This is a genomic window from Geodermatophilus sp. SYSU D00700 (assembly GCF_054050255.1).
In genome coordinates this window covers 37090-49730 of sequence record NZ_JBJGZA010000019.1, presented here as the reverse complement: position 1 = coordinate 49730, position 12641 = coordinate 37090, and the positions used below count along the sequence as shown (strand labels likewise).

Genomic DNA, 12641 nt, shown 5'->3' with positions numbered 1-12641 from the left:
CGAAGGCCACCCGGTGTCGGCGAGGTCCGCTGCTGCGGCAGGACGGGGTGGCGCCCTCCACCGAGGTCACCGTCCCACACCACGGTCGGCGTGCCGGTGGCTCTGGCGTGACGGGCGACCGCGGCGTGGCCCGTCTGAGGACCGGCGGGGCGGGGTCAAGCGGCGGAGAGCCGGCGGCCGAGTCGGGCACAGCTTGCGCGCTCCGGTCGCTGCCACCGCTGGTCGGCCGGAATGCTGAGCGGATGGAGTCGCACGTCTCGCTCGCGCTCGCCCTCGACGCGGGCCCGGGCACGTTGGCCGCGCTCATCGGTGCGGGCGCCTCTGCGTCGGCCGGACTGGCGACCGCCTGGGACGTGCGCCAGGAACTGATTCGCCGAGTGGCGCGGGCCAGCGGTGCGCCGACGCCGCCGGACCCCGAGGCGTGGTGGAGGCAGCGCAGCGGCAGCGCCGGCTATGACGACCTGCTCGCCGAGCTCGCACCGACACCGGCGGGGCGCCGTGACCTGCTGCGGGGGTTCTTCGAGCCCACCGCCGAGGAGCGCGAGCGCGGGGAGAAGCAGCCTGGTGCGGCCCACCACGCCCTGGCGCGGCTGGTGGTCGCCGGTGCGGTGCGCGTGGTGCTCACCACCAACTTCGACCCGCTGCTGGAGACCGCGATCCGGCAGGCCGGGATCGAACCCGTCGTCGTCGACTCCCCGGCCGCGGTGGCCGGGATGGAGCCGCTGCAGCACCAGCGCGCCGTCGTGGTGCATCTGCACGGGCACTACCTGTCTCCGGAGACGCTCAACACCCCGGAGGAGCTCGGTGCCTATCCGCCGCAGGTGACCGAGCTGCTGGACGAGGTGTTCGACCGCTACGGGCTGCTGGTGGTCGGCTGGTCGGCGGCGTGGGACGTCGCGCTGCGCCAGCGGTTGCAGGCCGCCCGCAGTCCCCGCTACGGCACCTGGTGGATCGACCGGTCCCCGTTGCGCGAGCACGCCCTCGCCCTGGCCGCCGGCCGTGGTGCGCGCGTGGTCGTCGACGATGCCGGGGCGTTCCTGTCCCGCGCCGGCGACGCCGTCGACGCCGTCCGTGAGGCGCGACTGCAGGACCCGGTGGGTGCGGCGGCCGCGGTGGCCTACGCCAAGCGGGTTCTGTCGGGGCGCACGGTGGCGATCGGCCTGCACGACACGTTGCGCCGTGAGGCCGACCGCGTCGCCGCCCTGCAGCCGCTCGGCAGCCGACAGCTCGACGGCCTGCCCGCGCACGTCGCAGCCGAGCATGCGGGCCGGCTCGAGCAGCTGCTCGTCGGCACCGAGGTCTTCGCCGCGCTGGTGGCCACCTGCGCCTACTGGGGCAGCGCACGCACCGACAGTTGGTGGCTGCCGAGCATCGCCCGCCTGGTGCCGCGCCGGATCGTCGGCGGCAGCCTGGACCTGATCAATCTGCGGCTGGGTCCGGCGGCGCTGCTGACCCATGCGGCCGGCATCGCGGCGGCCGCGGCGGGTCGCGACGAGCTCATCGCCCGCCTCCTCACCGGGCAGGCCATCCAGTGGCAGGGCGAGGTCCGCACCGCCGGGGCGGTGCTCACCCCCGCCGTGTTGTGGGCCCATGACCGAGATCCCGACCTGCGGCTGCGCGAGCACCTGCGCCCGCTGCTGCAAGACCACCTGGCTGTAGGCGCCGCCACGTATGCCGACGCCTGGGACCGCTGGGCGCTGCTGTGCTACCTCGAGCGCCGCCGCACCCGGGTGAACCACCCCCGCGCCCCGCTGTTGCTCGTGGACGGCCATGCGCCGGCCTACGCGCCTGCGGTCGTCGCGCTCCGTGAGCACCTGAGCAACGCGGACGCCGCCGAAGGATTGCTGGCGCACGGCCACCTCGGCGGCACGCCCGACGCCGCCGAGCAGGCTCTGCATGACTTCGAGCGGTGGCTGGCCGCGTGGGCGGACCGCGAGGACTGGAACGCTCTGCCACCCGGGGGCGGTGTCCTGGACACCGGTCCCCGTTTTCCCGGTCGACCGCAGCTCACCGACCGCTGAGTACGCCCTCCGCCGGTCAGCCGGCTCTCGTCGGAGGGGCACCACCGGGGAGGGCCTGCATCCGTGCCGCCGTGCGCGTGGCCGCACGGCGGGCCGCCCGGGGTGGTCAGCCGGGCGGTCGGCGTGGCGGCGCAGCGCGGCGGCGGTCGTCGGCTCCGGTGGCGTCCGCGGCTGGGGTGCTGGCACCGTGTGCGTGCTCGTGGAGGAAGGCGACGCCGTCGGCCCCGTCGCGCACGAGACGCCACCACGCCGGGGCGCCGGTGTCGGCGAGGCCGCGACCAGCCGCCGGAGGACTCCGCCGCAGCGCGTCCTCGACCTCGCGCCGGCACCGCCAGCACACCGCAGCAAAAGGCGACGTCGCCACCGCGAAGGGCACGGCGTTGCCTCGGTCGTGGTCGGCCACCCGCACGATCCAGTGCCGACCGCCGTCGGAGGTGAACTCGCCGGCCAGCGCGAGCAGCAGATCGAGGATGTCCGGCTCCGGAATCATCACCGGCCCCGGCAGTCCCGCGGTCCCGGCAGTCCCGCGGTCACGCCAGTCCCGCGGTCACGGCACTTCCGTGGTCACGTCGCCGAGGCGGTCGCGGGCGATCGTGCGCCGGCAGACGGTCACCGCCGACCACGGGGCGGGGAGCCGGTGAGTGTGCGCACCCGGCCCGCCGGTCAGCGGCGGGATCTCCCCGTCCCGGACGAGCACGGTCACGCTGCGGGCGCGGTTGCGGAGCCGGGTGCTGCAGCGCGCAGCGTTCCGGGTGACGACGTGCAGGTCGCCGAGGGCGGCGATCGGCGTGAAGTCGTGATCGCCGCTGACCAGCAGGAACCGGGTCACGCCGCGCCGGCGGCGCAGCGCCCTGGCCTGGCGGAGGAGCACCTCGTCGGTGCCCCGCGGCAGCCGGCTGCCGCACAGCACCCGCCAGCCGCATCCGGCCAGCCCGTCCCGGTGGTTCCGGTAGGCGCGCCAGTGTGCCGCGGCGATCCGCGGGGCGTCGGACGGCACCAGCGCGGTCAGCGCCTGCGCCAGCGACGGCAGCCGGCCCACCGCCGCAGTGACGTTGTCGAGGTCCCACAGCAGCGCGACCGCCGTCCGCCCGCCGGCGCGCGGGTCACCGAGGCACCTGTCGCCGGGGCACCTGTCACCGCCCGGCGGGTCACCGACGGACGTGTCACCGACGCCTGGGGCAGCGGTGCTCGCGTTCCCGGTGCTCGCGTTCCCGGTGCTCGCGTTCCCGGTGCTCGCCCTCCCGGTGCTCGCCCTCCGATCTTCTGCTGTCACGACTCCTCCTGTCCGCTCTCTCCACGGCCGCCGGTCCGAACCGCGGCACCACCGGTGCGGCCGTCTGCGCACTTGCCGCACGGACCGACAGCCAGCATACTTCGCTGACAGCGAAGTAGGAGGAGGCATGACGACGGTGGCCGACCTGATGCCGCGCGCCCTGGCGGCGATCTCTGACAAGAGTCGTCCGACCTACGCCACCGGCCTGCGCCTGCTCGAGCAACGGCTCGGCGGCTACGACCTGCACGCGGTGACCCTCGCCGACCTCGAACTGCTGCGCGACGACGTGCGGACCACGGTGGGACGCCGCACGGTGCAGCGGGCCCGGTCCACCGGCCGCCGGTTGCGCTCCTACGACCCCGACGTCCACGGTCGCGGTGCGGCGGAGAACTTCGTCCGCGCGGTGCGGTTCTTCTTCGGCTACGCGACCAAGGCCGGACTGCTGGCCACCTCGCCGGCCGCCGGGCTGCGACCGCCGCGCCGGCCGCGGGCGCCCGAGCGGCCACTGCTGCCGGAGGAACTGGCCGACATCTGGCAGGTGGCCACCACCACCGGTGCTGATCCGCTGCTCGACGAGCTGCTGTTGACGTTCCTGCGGCACACCGCGGCCCGCCGCGAGGGCTGCCTGAACCTCACCCTCGACCACCTCGACGCCGAGCACGGCCGGGTCACACTCTCGGAGAAGGGAGGCGAGGTCCGCGTGCTGCCGCTGTCGTGCGCGCTGCTCACCGCCCTGTCCGAGTTCGCGGTCTCCCGCGGCGCCCGCGGCCCGGGCGATCCGGTCTTCCGCTACCGCAGCGGTCGTCCGATCACCCGGCGGCACTTCAATGCACTCTTCGACCGGATCGACCGTCACCTGCCCTGGACGGAGGCACTGGACGTGGCCACCCACTGGATCCGGCACACCACCCTGGCCGACGTCGCCGCCGTCTCCGACGTGCGGGTCGCCACGGCCTACGCCGGCCACCGCGCTGAGGCGATCGGCGTGATCGGCCGCTACACCCAGGTCACCTTCGACGACCTGGTCAGCGCCTACGAGCAGCTGTTCGGTCCCCGTGGCTGAGCCCGGGTCGCTGCACGCGGCGGTGACCGCCTGGCTGGCCGAACCCGATGTCCTCGCCGATCCCGAGCAGCGCGACGGAGAACGGGTCTGGACCCGCGCCGAGGACATCCTGCCCGGTGCGACCATCCGTGACGGGCAGCCCGCGGTCGCCGCCTGGGGCGAGGTCACCTGGCGGGCCCGCCCCCGCTGGGATCCCGATGAGCTGACAACCCTGTGGCTGACTCCGGTGGGCAGCCCGGCTACACCACCCCAGCTCGACGTGGCCGACACTGCCCGCCAGCTGACCCAGCTGCTCATGGCGCTGCTGGCCCCGCACACCGACGGCGCCGGCCCGGTTGCCCCCGCACCGACGACCACCGGACCCACGCTCACCGCCCCCGACGGCGCGCCGCCCTCGGCCAGGCCCGGGCACCTGCACGCGGTCGGCCGCCACGAGCGGACCATGCTCGACGACCGCCTCCACCACGCGCTGACCATCCACCTGCTCGACGACCACGCCGCCGCACTGGCCGCCCTGGTCAGCGAGATCAGCCAGACACGCGCCCTGGCCCGCGACGCGCTCAGCGCCCTGGCCCGGCTCTCGCCGGCTGCCGCCCGGGCGCTGGCGCACACGCCCGCCGGACGCGACCTGCACCGGTGGGCGCGCCTGCCGCCCACGGTCACCTGAGGCGGCCGGGCGGGCCGTAGCCTCAGCGGGTGCCCGCAGCCGACGACGAGCGCCTGGAGATGGCGCGGGCCGTGCTCGGTGCCCGGCTGCGGCAGCTGCGCCTGCAACAGGGACGGCACCTGGCCGAGGTCGCCGCCGCCGCCGGCCTGGCCACCAGCTACCTGTCGGAACTCGAGCGCGGCCACAAGGTCCCCACCCTGCCGGTGCTGCTGGCCCTCGCCGACGCCTACGACGTGCTCGTCACCGAGGTGCTCACCGACCTCTATCCCTTCGGCAGCCGTCACCGGCCACGGCGGCCGCCCACTATTTCCGACGGGCGACGCGCACGCTGACCTGGGCCGACGTCGGTACTTGACAAGAGGTCTGCGACTGTGGTATAGCGCTGCGCCGGTCCGGGGGGCAGGATCGGACACCATGTCCGGTACGCCCGTCCCGCCGCTGCCCCCCGAGCTGCGTCCGGAGCTGCCACCTGAGCTGCCACTCGAGCCGCCACCCGAGCCGCCACCTGAGCCGCCACCGCTCGGCCTGACCGCCGAGGAGGTGGCGCCCCTCGGACGGGCGGCTGAGGCCCCCGACGCCGGTGACCAGGCGCCGCATGATCAGGTGCACGGCGTCGTCGTCGACGGACTGCGGTTCCGGTTGCCGCGGGCCTTCACCGACGTCCACCGGCTGCACGTGGTGAGCATCGGCGACGGCTGGTGCGCGCTCAGCGAGCTGACGCCCGCCCGGCCGCTGCCGTTCGGCACGGTCGAGGTCGGTGCGCGGCGCCGCTTCCGGCTGCCCGACCAGCCCGCCTACCGCCACCGCTGGGGCTGCACCGAGGACGAGCCGGTGCTGGTGCTGGGCCGCCGGGATCCGCGCACCAGCGCCCACCACGTACTGCTGCTGGCGGTGCGGCGCCTGGTGCACCAGCTCGGCGCGCTGCGCCCCGACCGGCTGTATCCGGGTCCCGAGGCGACCGGCACCCGCCCCGAGGACGACACCTCACCGCCCGGTGGCGGCCCCAGCGACGGTGAAGCCCACCGTGAAGTCCACCGTGGAGCCGACCGTGGAGCTTGACCGCATCGCTGTCGCCCTGGACCTGGCGACGTCGCTGGGGCTGACCCCCGAGGACCTCCGGCAGCTCGCCGTGCTGCGCGAGGCCGGCCTGCCCACGCTGCGCCAGGCGCTGCACCAGCTGGAGGACCGCGGCTTCGCCCCGGCCGCCGCCCGCTATCCCGACGGCCGGCGCCGGGTGCTCGACGGCGACGCCGGTCTCGGCGGCGGCACCGCGCTGACCGCCTACGGCGACCTGCCCTACACCGAGCTGACCCAGGCGCGGCTGGAGAAGGACACCGCGATCCTGCACCGGCTGGTCGGCGACCACGAGGTGGCCCGCGCCGCCGCCCGCGGTCGGCCGCTGGCGGTGGGCGACCCCCGACTCGCCGGCCACGGCGCGGCCGAGCAGTACGTGCGGGCCGCCCGGGCGATCGACCGCGACCTGGTGCGCGGCAACTTCCGCAGCGGCCCGCAGCTGGACCGGCTGCGCGCACCGGACCGTCCCGGCCCCGGCCGCGAGAAGGCTCTGGAGGACGACGAGCTGCGCCAGTACCTGCACGTGGTGCTGACCGCCAGCCGCGATCCGGAGCTGGACGCGCTGCTGTGGGTGGTCGCCCGGGTGGCCGCGTTGCGCCTCACCGAGCTGCTCGTGCTGTCCCGGACCGGGACCAAGCTGGCCCGGCCGTCGGTGACCGTCGCCGGCAAGGGCAGCAGGGCGCGGGAGATGCCGGTGCACACCCCGGTGCTGCGTGCGGTCCTGGCGCTGTCCGATGCCCGACCCGGCGGACAACGACCCAGTGGACATCGATCCGGCGGAGAACGACCCGGCCGATCCGGTGATGCGCTGTTTCGCACCGTGGCCGGCGTGCCCGTCACCACCGGGCGCTTCGAGGACTGGTCGGCCCGGCTGCACCGCGCGTGTGAGTGGGCCCGCGGGCACGAGATCCGGGTGCACGCCCTGCGGCACAGCACCGCCGTCGCCGTCGCCGCGCGCGGTGGCGCCCACAGCGACGGCGCCGCCCTCTACCTGGGCCATGCACCGGGCACGCACCTGGGCACGGTGGCCCACTACCTCGGGCTGGACACACCGCACCTGTGGCTGATCCGCACCACGCTGGCCGCCCGCACCTTCGGCCCGCTCGACCGCTGGCCCGACCTGCCGGAGAACGACGTGCTCACCGACTTCCTGGAGATGACCTGAGATGCGCTCCTGGCTCCGCCGACGCCTGCGGCGGCGAACGACGTGGCAGGCGATCGCCCAGGACCGCGACTGGCGCCGGGGCCAGTGCCTGTCGGCGGCCACCGCGGTGCTCGACCAGCTGGCGGTGGTGCAGCGACACCTGGAGCACGCCGCGGGCCGACTGGGCGACCGGCCCCTCAGCGATCATCCCGCCTGGACCCACGAGCTGGTCAGCGTCAGTCCGACCGAGGGTGTCGAGGAGGTGATCGACCCGATGACGCGGCACCTGCTGCTGGACGCCCTGGACGGAGTGAACGAGGCGTATCCGGAGTTGGAGCGCCGCGCCGCGGTCCTCCCGATGATCGGGTCGGACGCGGTCAACCACTTCTGCGACGGGCTGCTCGACGCCGTCGTCGAGGTCTGGATGCAGGCCGACCGGGGCGCAGCCCGCGCGGCGGTCGACGCGGAGCTGGACTGGCTGCGCTTTCAGCGGGAGTCCTTCGTCCGCGCTGTCCGCGCCGACCTGGGCCTGCCGGCGTTGTCGGAGCCGGACCGCCGCTGCCCGCACGCCCCCACGCACCCGCACCCGCACCCGCACCCGCACCCGCACCCGCAGGAGGACGACCATGGCTGACCGTGTCCACCGCACCCCCACCGCGCCGGGGCAGCTGCCCCACCACCGGGGTTCAAGTCCCCCCTCGGACACAACACCGCCCCGGTGTCTCTGCAGGTCAGAGGCCCGGGGCGCTTCCCTGCCCGGCCCCGATGACCCCCGGAGTACTGCTGTGGTAGCGCGCGGTCAAGGTGCGCCGCGAGTAGCGCGGCGAAGCGGTCGGCGGCTTGCCTGCCCATGTCGGGGTGCACGTGCTGGTGGACGATCAGCGTGATGGTGGCGCTCGTGTGCTTCAGGGCGCTCGGAGACGACCTTCACCGGTTCCTGCCCCGAGGCCGGGGACTCCGGCGAACGCGGGAGCCAGCTGGTCGACCCAGGATCCGCCCCCACCTCTGCGGTGATGCCGGTGAGTCGCTGGCCGGTACCTGGACCCTAACGAGCCTCCTCCCCGTCCGCGCCATCGAGGACTGACGTGCTCGACGTGGCGACGCGGCCGACGAAGGACTGCGAGCCCATGGGACGACTCCTCCGGAGCGGCGGCGGACCCGAACAGGGAGCCGTTCGCGCTGGCGGCCACGGGGTCGGCCACCTCGCACACATCGAACGACGTCACCCACAGCGATCGGCCAGCCGCTGCTCTCCGATCGTGGAGGCCGCTGACGCCTCGCAGCGGGCGGTGCTGCGTCGCCTACACCATCCGTGACGAGGCGACCTTCGTCGAGCTCGTGCTATCTCCCAGAGCGCTGGCATCTACGGGTGGCCATCCCCTCGGGACCGGAGGGCTGCCGGGATCGTCCCGAGCTCAGGCGAGTTCAGGATCCGGCCTCGGCGACGTTGTGGTTGTACCGCAGCATGTTGTCCGGGTCATAGCGCGCCTTGAGTTCGCGCAGGCGCGCGAAACCGGAGCCGTAGGCCTCCCGGATGCGGTTCTCCTCCCCTCGGTCGACGACGTTGGAGTAGACGCGACCGCTGCCGAAGGGGGCCAGGCCATCCCAGACCTGCCGCACCCAGGCGGTGTGCATGTCGTCCTCGCTGGGGTCCATCCACATCGCACTGACGATGAGGTCGAACTGCGGCTCACGATGGGGGAAAGCAGTCGCTCCTTCCGGGACGCGATTGGGCGCGCCGCCGTACCACTCCAGGACGATGGCGGAGAACGGCGAGGTTCGTGACGCCGCGGCCTCGACCATTTCCTCGACCACACCGTCCGACACCTCCTGCAGGAACGAAGATCTCCAGCGGTACCGAGCTCCTGCCGGGAACGCTGCGTCGAGCAGGGATTGCATCTCGACGTAGGGGCGCTGCTGGAACATGTCCGCGATGGGCCTCCCGAAGGAGCGCACCGGCGCGAGGACCGCCTCGGCTTCCTCGAGCGCTCCGTGGTAACAGCCGATGAGTGCGACGACTGGCGTGCCGTCAGGGGCGGAGAGGAGCCCGCAGTAGAGGCCCAACTCTTCAGGAGCAGTGGGGATGAATTCGCGGTAGAAGCGCAGCACGTCCGTCGCGTACTCGGCCGCATGCAGGATCATGCCGCCGACGATCGTGGGGCCGACGGGATGCAGCCGGAACTCCAGGGACGTCGCGATCCCCAGGTTCGCGCCGCCTCCGCGCATACCCCAGAACAGCTCCGGATGGTCATCCGCGCTGGCCGTGCGCAGCACGCCGTCCGGGGTGACCACGTCAACCGACACGAGGTTGTCACAGGAATGGCCGTACTTGCGTGCCAGCCAGCCGACGCCGCCACCGAGGGTGAGCCCGGCAATTCCGGTCGTACTGACGATTCCACCCGTGGTGGCCAAGCCGAAGGTTTGCGTCTCCCGGTCCAGGTCTCCCCAGAGCACTCCGCCCTCCGCGCGAGCGGTCCTGTTCTGCGGGTCCACCCGGATGGCCCTCATCGCCGAGAGATCCGCGACGACTCCGCCGTCACACATGGCCAGCCCGGCAACGTTGTGCCCACCCCCGCGGACAGCGAGCGGTAGCCCGGCGTCACGTGCCAGTGCAACGGTTCGCAGCACATCCGCCACGCCTGCGCACCGTGCGATGAGCGCAGGCCGCTTGTCCACCATCCCGTTCCACAAGGCCCGTCGCGCATCGAACCCGTCGTCGGATGGCGTGAAACACTCACCGCGATGCTCTGCCCGGAAGACTTCGAGCATGTCCCCCGACAGGCCACTAGCCAGCATCGACCCGGTCATGTGAGCACCTCCAGAGCTGGAGATCGGGTAGGGCCTCCAATGGCTCATGGCCCAGAGATCCCGCCCCCGGCGGACGCGCCCGGACGAGAGCGCCCGTACGGATTCTGGCGAGAGGCGTAGCACGCAGCCACCGTCGGCCGACCCTGTCTGCAGCGGGCGAGGACGTGGTAGGCATCCGGGCCGTCGGAGCACCGTGCCATTGGCTCGGGATGGCGCGATGTGTGCTGGCATCCGTCCCGGAACGAGGGCCCGCTCGGGGCGGGGGCCAAGCTTCACGCGCCGAGGGCTCCACCGCGGCGTTCGGGCCCTCACGACTACGAGTTCCTCGTCAGTGCGGACGTATTCTCGCCGCGCTGCGTCTACGGTCGATTTCCGCTTGTCCGGTAGAATCATGGACCGGTCAGAGCCGTGTGCGTATGTAGCGTGTCGCCCCTCGGACACAGCATCGCCCCGGTGTTACTGCAGGTCAGGAGCTCGGGGCGCTTCCGTGTCCGGGCCTCGAGGGTCCTCGTGATACCGCTTTGATACTTCACGGCTGGATCAGCCGTCGAGCAACGCGGCGAAGCGCTCGGCGGCTTCGCGACCCATGCCGGGGTGGACGTGCTGGTACACGGTGAGCGTGGTGGTCGCGTTGGCGTGGCCGAGCCGCTCCGAGACCACCTTCACCGGCTCGCCGACGGCCAGCAGCAGGGTGGCGTGGGTGTGCCGTAGGTCGTGCAGCCGGATCTCCGGCAGCCGGTCCTCCCCCAGCCCCCTACGCGCCTGCACGACCTGCTCGACGAACCGGCGGGAGTACCGCTCGGGGTGGCGATGCGCGCCGTCGAGGGTGCCCAGCACGAGCGCGGCGTCCCGCACAGGCTCGGGTGCGAGCGGGGCGCGGGTGGCCCGGTAGGCGCGCAGGGCGGCGACCGTGTCGTCATCAATGTCCACGACCCGCGCCTGGCCGGTCTTCGTGGGTCCCTCGACGAGCTGCTGGCCGTCCCCCTTGGCCTTGACGACGCCCACGCTGCGCCGCAGCTGGAGGCAGCCGGCCTCGAGGTCCACGTCCCGCCAGCGGAGGGCCAGCGCCTCGCCCCGGCGCACCCTGGTCGCGGCCAGCAGCCGCCAGCCCATCGTCAGGTCGGGATCGCGCCTCTCGGCCCAGGCCAGGAAACGTCCGAGCTCACGAGCGGTCCAGGCCTGCATCTCCGGCGGCCTGGCCTCCGACGGGCTCGGCGGCGTGGAGCGGTCGGTGGGGTTCACGGCCAGCCGGCCGTGCTTGACGGCGTCCCCCAGCGCAGACCGCAGGATCGTGTAGACGTGGCGCACCGTGCGGGCCGACAGCCCTCCTCGGCCGTCCGCACGTCCCGAGGTCTCCAGTGTGCGCATCCACGCGTCCACCGCCGTCCCGGTGAGCCGGGACAGCGGCGTTCCACCGAGGTAGGGGTCGATGTGCAGCCGGACCTCGAGTCGCTCGAGGAGACCATCGAGATCCTCGCCGATACCGACGCCATGCGGCCTGCACGCCTCCGAGGCCGAGGGCCGCGACGACCTGAGGGCGACGATGGCCCGCCGGCGCCGTCAGCCGCGGTGACCGACCAGGACGCCTACCTCCTGGCCACCACCCCCACCGCCCGCCGCCAGCTCACCGACCACCTGCCCGAGCCCGTCGCCGCGGCCGCCTACGAGTTCGTCGTCGGCCCGCTGCTGGACAATCCCCACCCCGTCGGCAAGCGGCTCCGCCCACCCCTCGACGACCGGCACGGCGCCCGCCGCGGCACCTGCCGGGTCGGCCACCGCATCGACGGCGACACGCGCACCGTCACCGTTCTCGACCTCGCCCACCGCCGCGACGCCTACCGAACCGTCCGCTGAGCACGCCGTCCGGGGCGGGCGGTCAGGCCTCCGGCGCACCGATCGTGGTGCTCAGCTGTGTGGGCGGGCGAGGGCATTCGTCGCCTCATCGCCGAACGCCGCATCGACTGGCGTCGAGCTCGGCGAGCGACTGCGCGTGCAGCGGTCGGTCCCGGACGCTGTCCTCGAAGCCGGCCGGGTCGCCCGGGTGCCGGGTCACCCGCTGACCGGCTCAGGGCTACGCCGCTGCGCGGCCCTCCTCGTGGGCACGCGTCCGGCGACGATGCCTGAGGGGCGTCGGCTCGACGAGCCCCTGCGCTGCCGATGCGTCGTCCTCTGCCGATGCGTCGTCCACTGCCGATGCGTCGTCCACTGCCGATGCGTCGTCCTGCCCACGCCGGAGGTCGAGGCTCACCGCGACCGCGCCGGCGACGAGGAGCCCGGCAAGGGCGACCACGGTGAGCCAGAACAAGCCCGGCACCGCAGTCCCGACGACCGCGGCGCACAGACAGCCGACCAGGACCACGGACACGAGTCGCAACATGAGGCACTCCGGATGGATTCGCAGGCGACGGCACCCGATCAGGGCGTGGGCCACCTGAGGGCAGAGTCGAGCCGGATCACCGCCGGGCTCCGGTGCGGTGCAGCAGGTCCCCGGCGCGAGGTCGGCGCTGGGTGACAGAACTGCCCCGACCCTGGCTCGACGGACGTGACGTGCCCGCGGTCATCGCTCACCCCTCCATCGGCGGCTGATCGCT

The 12641-nt window shown here is 73.6% G+C and carries 13 protein-coding genes; 8 read left to right on the top strand and 5 right to left on the bottom strand.

Annotation, left to right across the window (positions count from 1 at the left end):
• The first annotated feature begins 242 nt into the window (after positions 1-242).
• The gene (locus ACI79V_RS14970; protein WP_456890452.1) at positions 243-2021 is read left to right on the top strand and encodes an SIR2 family protein; all 1779 of its coding nucleotides are present in this window, start codon (positions 243-245) and stop codon (positions 2019-2021) included.
• Between the two features lie 106 nt (positions 2022-2127).
• On the opposite strand, the gene ACI79V_RS14965 is transcribed toward ACI79V_RS14970, so the two are convergent.
• Together ACI79V_RS14965 and ACI79V_RS14960 are read right to left on the bottom strand one after the other, a co-directional pair.
• Positions 2128-2514, bottom strand: a complete 387-nt coding sequence (locus ACI79V_RS14965) for a hypothetical protein (RefSeq protein ID WP_456890451.1) — start codon at positions 2512-2514, stop codon at positions 2128-2130.
• 54 nt (positions 2515-2568) lie between these two features.
• Positions 2569-3060 (bottom strand): hypothetical protein, encoded by a 492-nt coding sequence (locus tag ACI79V_RS14960; protein WP_456890450.1) that lies wholly within the window; start codon positions 3058-3060, stop codon positions 2569-2571.
• A gap of 361 nt (positions 3061-3421) precedes the next feature.
• On the opposite strand from ACI79V_RS14960, the gene ACI79V_RS14955 reads away from it, so the two are divergent.
• From ACI79V_RS14955 to ACI79V_RS14930, 6 genes are all read left to right on the top strand, one after another.
• The gene (locus tag ACI79V_RS14955) at positions 3422-4357 is read left to right on the top strand and encodes a tyrosine-type recombinase/integrase (RefSeq protein ID WP_456890449.1); all 936 of its coding nucleotides are present in this window, start codon (positions 3422-3424) and stop codon (positions 4355-4357) included.
• On the top strand, positions 4350-5024 hold the full coding sequence (locus tag ACI79V_RS14950; protein ID WP_456890448.1) for a hypothetical protein: 675 nt from the start codon (positions 4350-4352) through the stop codon (positions 5022-5024). The genes ACI79V_RS14955 and ACI79V_RS14950 overlap by 8 nt, the downstream gene beginning before the upstream one ends.
• Positions 5025-5053: 29 nt before the next feature.
• Positions 5054-5356 carry a helix-turn-helix domain-containing protein gene (locus ACI79V_RS14945; protein ID WP_456890447.1) on the top strand — a complete coding sequence of 101 codons (303 nt, stop codon included), beginning with the start codon at positions 5054-5056 and terminating at the stop codon, positions 5354-5356.
• Positions 5357-5438: 82 nt separating this feature from the next.
• Positions 5439-6083, top strand: coding sequence for a hypothetical protein (locus ACI79V_RS14940; protein WP_456890446.1), 645 nt, complete (start codon positions 5439-5441; stop codon positions 6081-6083).
• Complete coding sequence (locus ACI79V_RS14935; RefSeq protein ID WP_456890445.1) at positions 6073-7263, top strand: tyrosine-type recombinase/integrase; 1191 nt, start codon at positions 6073-6075, stop codon at positions 7261-7263. Before ACI79V_RS14940 ends, ACI79V_RS14935 begins: the two co-directional genes overlap by 11 nt.
• A 1-nt stretch (position 7264) precedes the next feature.
• Entirely contained in the window at positions 7265-7876 is a 612-nt protein-coding gene (locus tag ACI79V_RS14930; protein ID WP_456890444.1) for a hypothetical protein, read from the top strand.
• Between the two features lie 791 nt (positions 7877-8667).
• Here ACI79V_RS14930 and ACI79V_RS14925 read toward each other — a convergent pair.
• Together ACI79V_RS14925 and ACI79V_RS14920 are read right to left on the bottom strand one after the other, a co-directional pair.
• Positions 8668-10050, bottom strand: coding sequence for an FAD-binding oxidoreductase (locus tag ACI79V_RS14925; protein WP_456890443.1), 1383 nt, complete (start codon positions 10048-10050; stop codon positions 8668-8670).
• A gap of 540 nt (positions 10051-10590) precedes the next feature.
• Positions 10591-11418, bottom strand: coding sequence for a tyrosine-type recombinase/integrase (locus ACI79V_RS14920; RefSeq protein ID WP_456890442.1), 828 nt, complete (start codon positions 11416-11418; stop codon positions 10591-10593).
• A 201-nt stretch (positions 11419-11619) separates the two neighbouring features.
• On the opposite strand from ACI79V_RS14920, the gene ACI79V_RS14915 reads away from it, so the two are divergent.
• Positions 11620-11904, top strand: a complete 285-nt coding sequence (locus ACI79V_RS14915) for a type II toxin-antitoxin system RelE family toxin (protein ID WP_456890441.1) — start codon at positions 11620-11622, stop codon at positions 11902-11904.
• A gap of 217 nt (positions 11905-12121) precedes the next feature.
• On the opposite strand, the gene ACI79V_RS14910 is transcribed toward ACI79V_RS14915, so the two are convergent.
• Positions 12122-12415: a hypothetical protein gene (locus ACI79V_RS14910; protein WP_456890440.1), complete on the bottom strand. Its 294-nt coding sequence runs from the start codon at positions 12413-12415 to the stop codon at positions 12122-12124.
• Positions 12416-12641: the final 226 nt, after the last annotated feature.

What these genes read in the sequence shown, in the direction of transcription:
- ACI79V_RS14970 (WP_456890452.1), top strand. Translation starts at nt 243, where the DNA reads ATGGAGTCGCACGTCTCGCTCGCGCTCGCCCTCGACGCGGGCCCGGGC.
- ACI79V_RS14955 (WP_456890449.1), top strand. Translation starts at nt 3,422, where the DNA reads ATGACGACGGTGGCCGACCTGATGCCGCGCGCCCTGGCGGCGATCTCT.
- ACI79V_RS14940 (WP_456890446.1), top strand. Translation starts at nt 5,439, where the DNA reads ATGTCCGGTACGCCCGTCCCGCCGCTGCCCCCCGAGCTGCGTCCGGAG.
- ACI79V_RS14930 (WP_456890444.1), top strand. Translation starts at nt 7,265, where the DNA reads ATGCGCTCCTGGCTCCGCCGACGCCTGCGGCGGCGAACGACGTGGCAG.
- ACI79V_RS14925 (WP_456890443.1), bottom strand. Translation starts at nt 10,050, where the DNA reads ATGACCGGGTCGATGCTGGCTAGTGGCCTGTCGGGGGACATGCTCGAA.
- ACI79V_RS14920 (WP_456890442.1), bottom strand. Translation starts at nt 11,418, where the DNA reads ATGCGCACACTGGAGACCTCGGGACGTGCGGACGGCCGAGGAGGGCTG.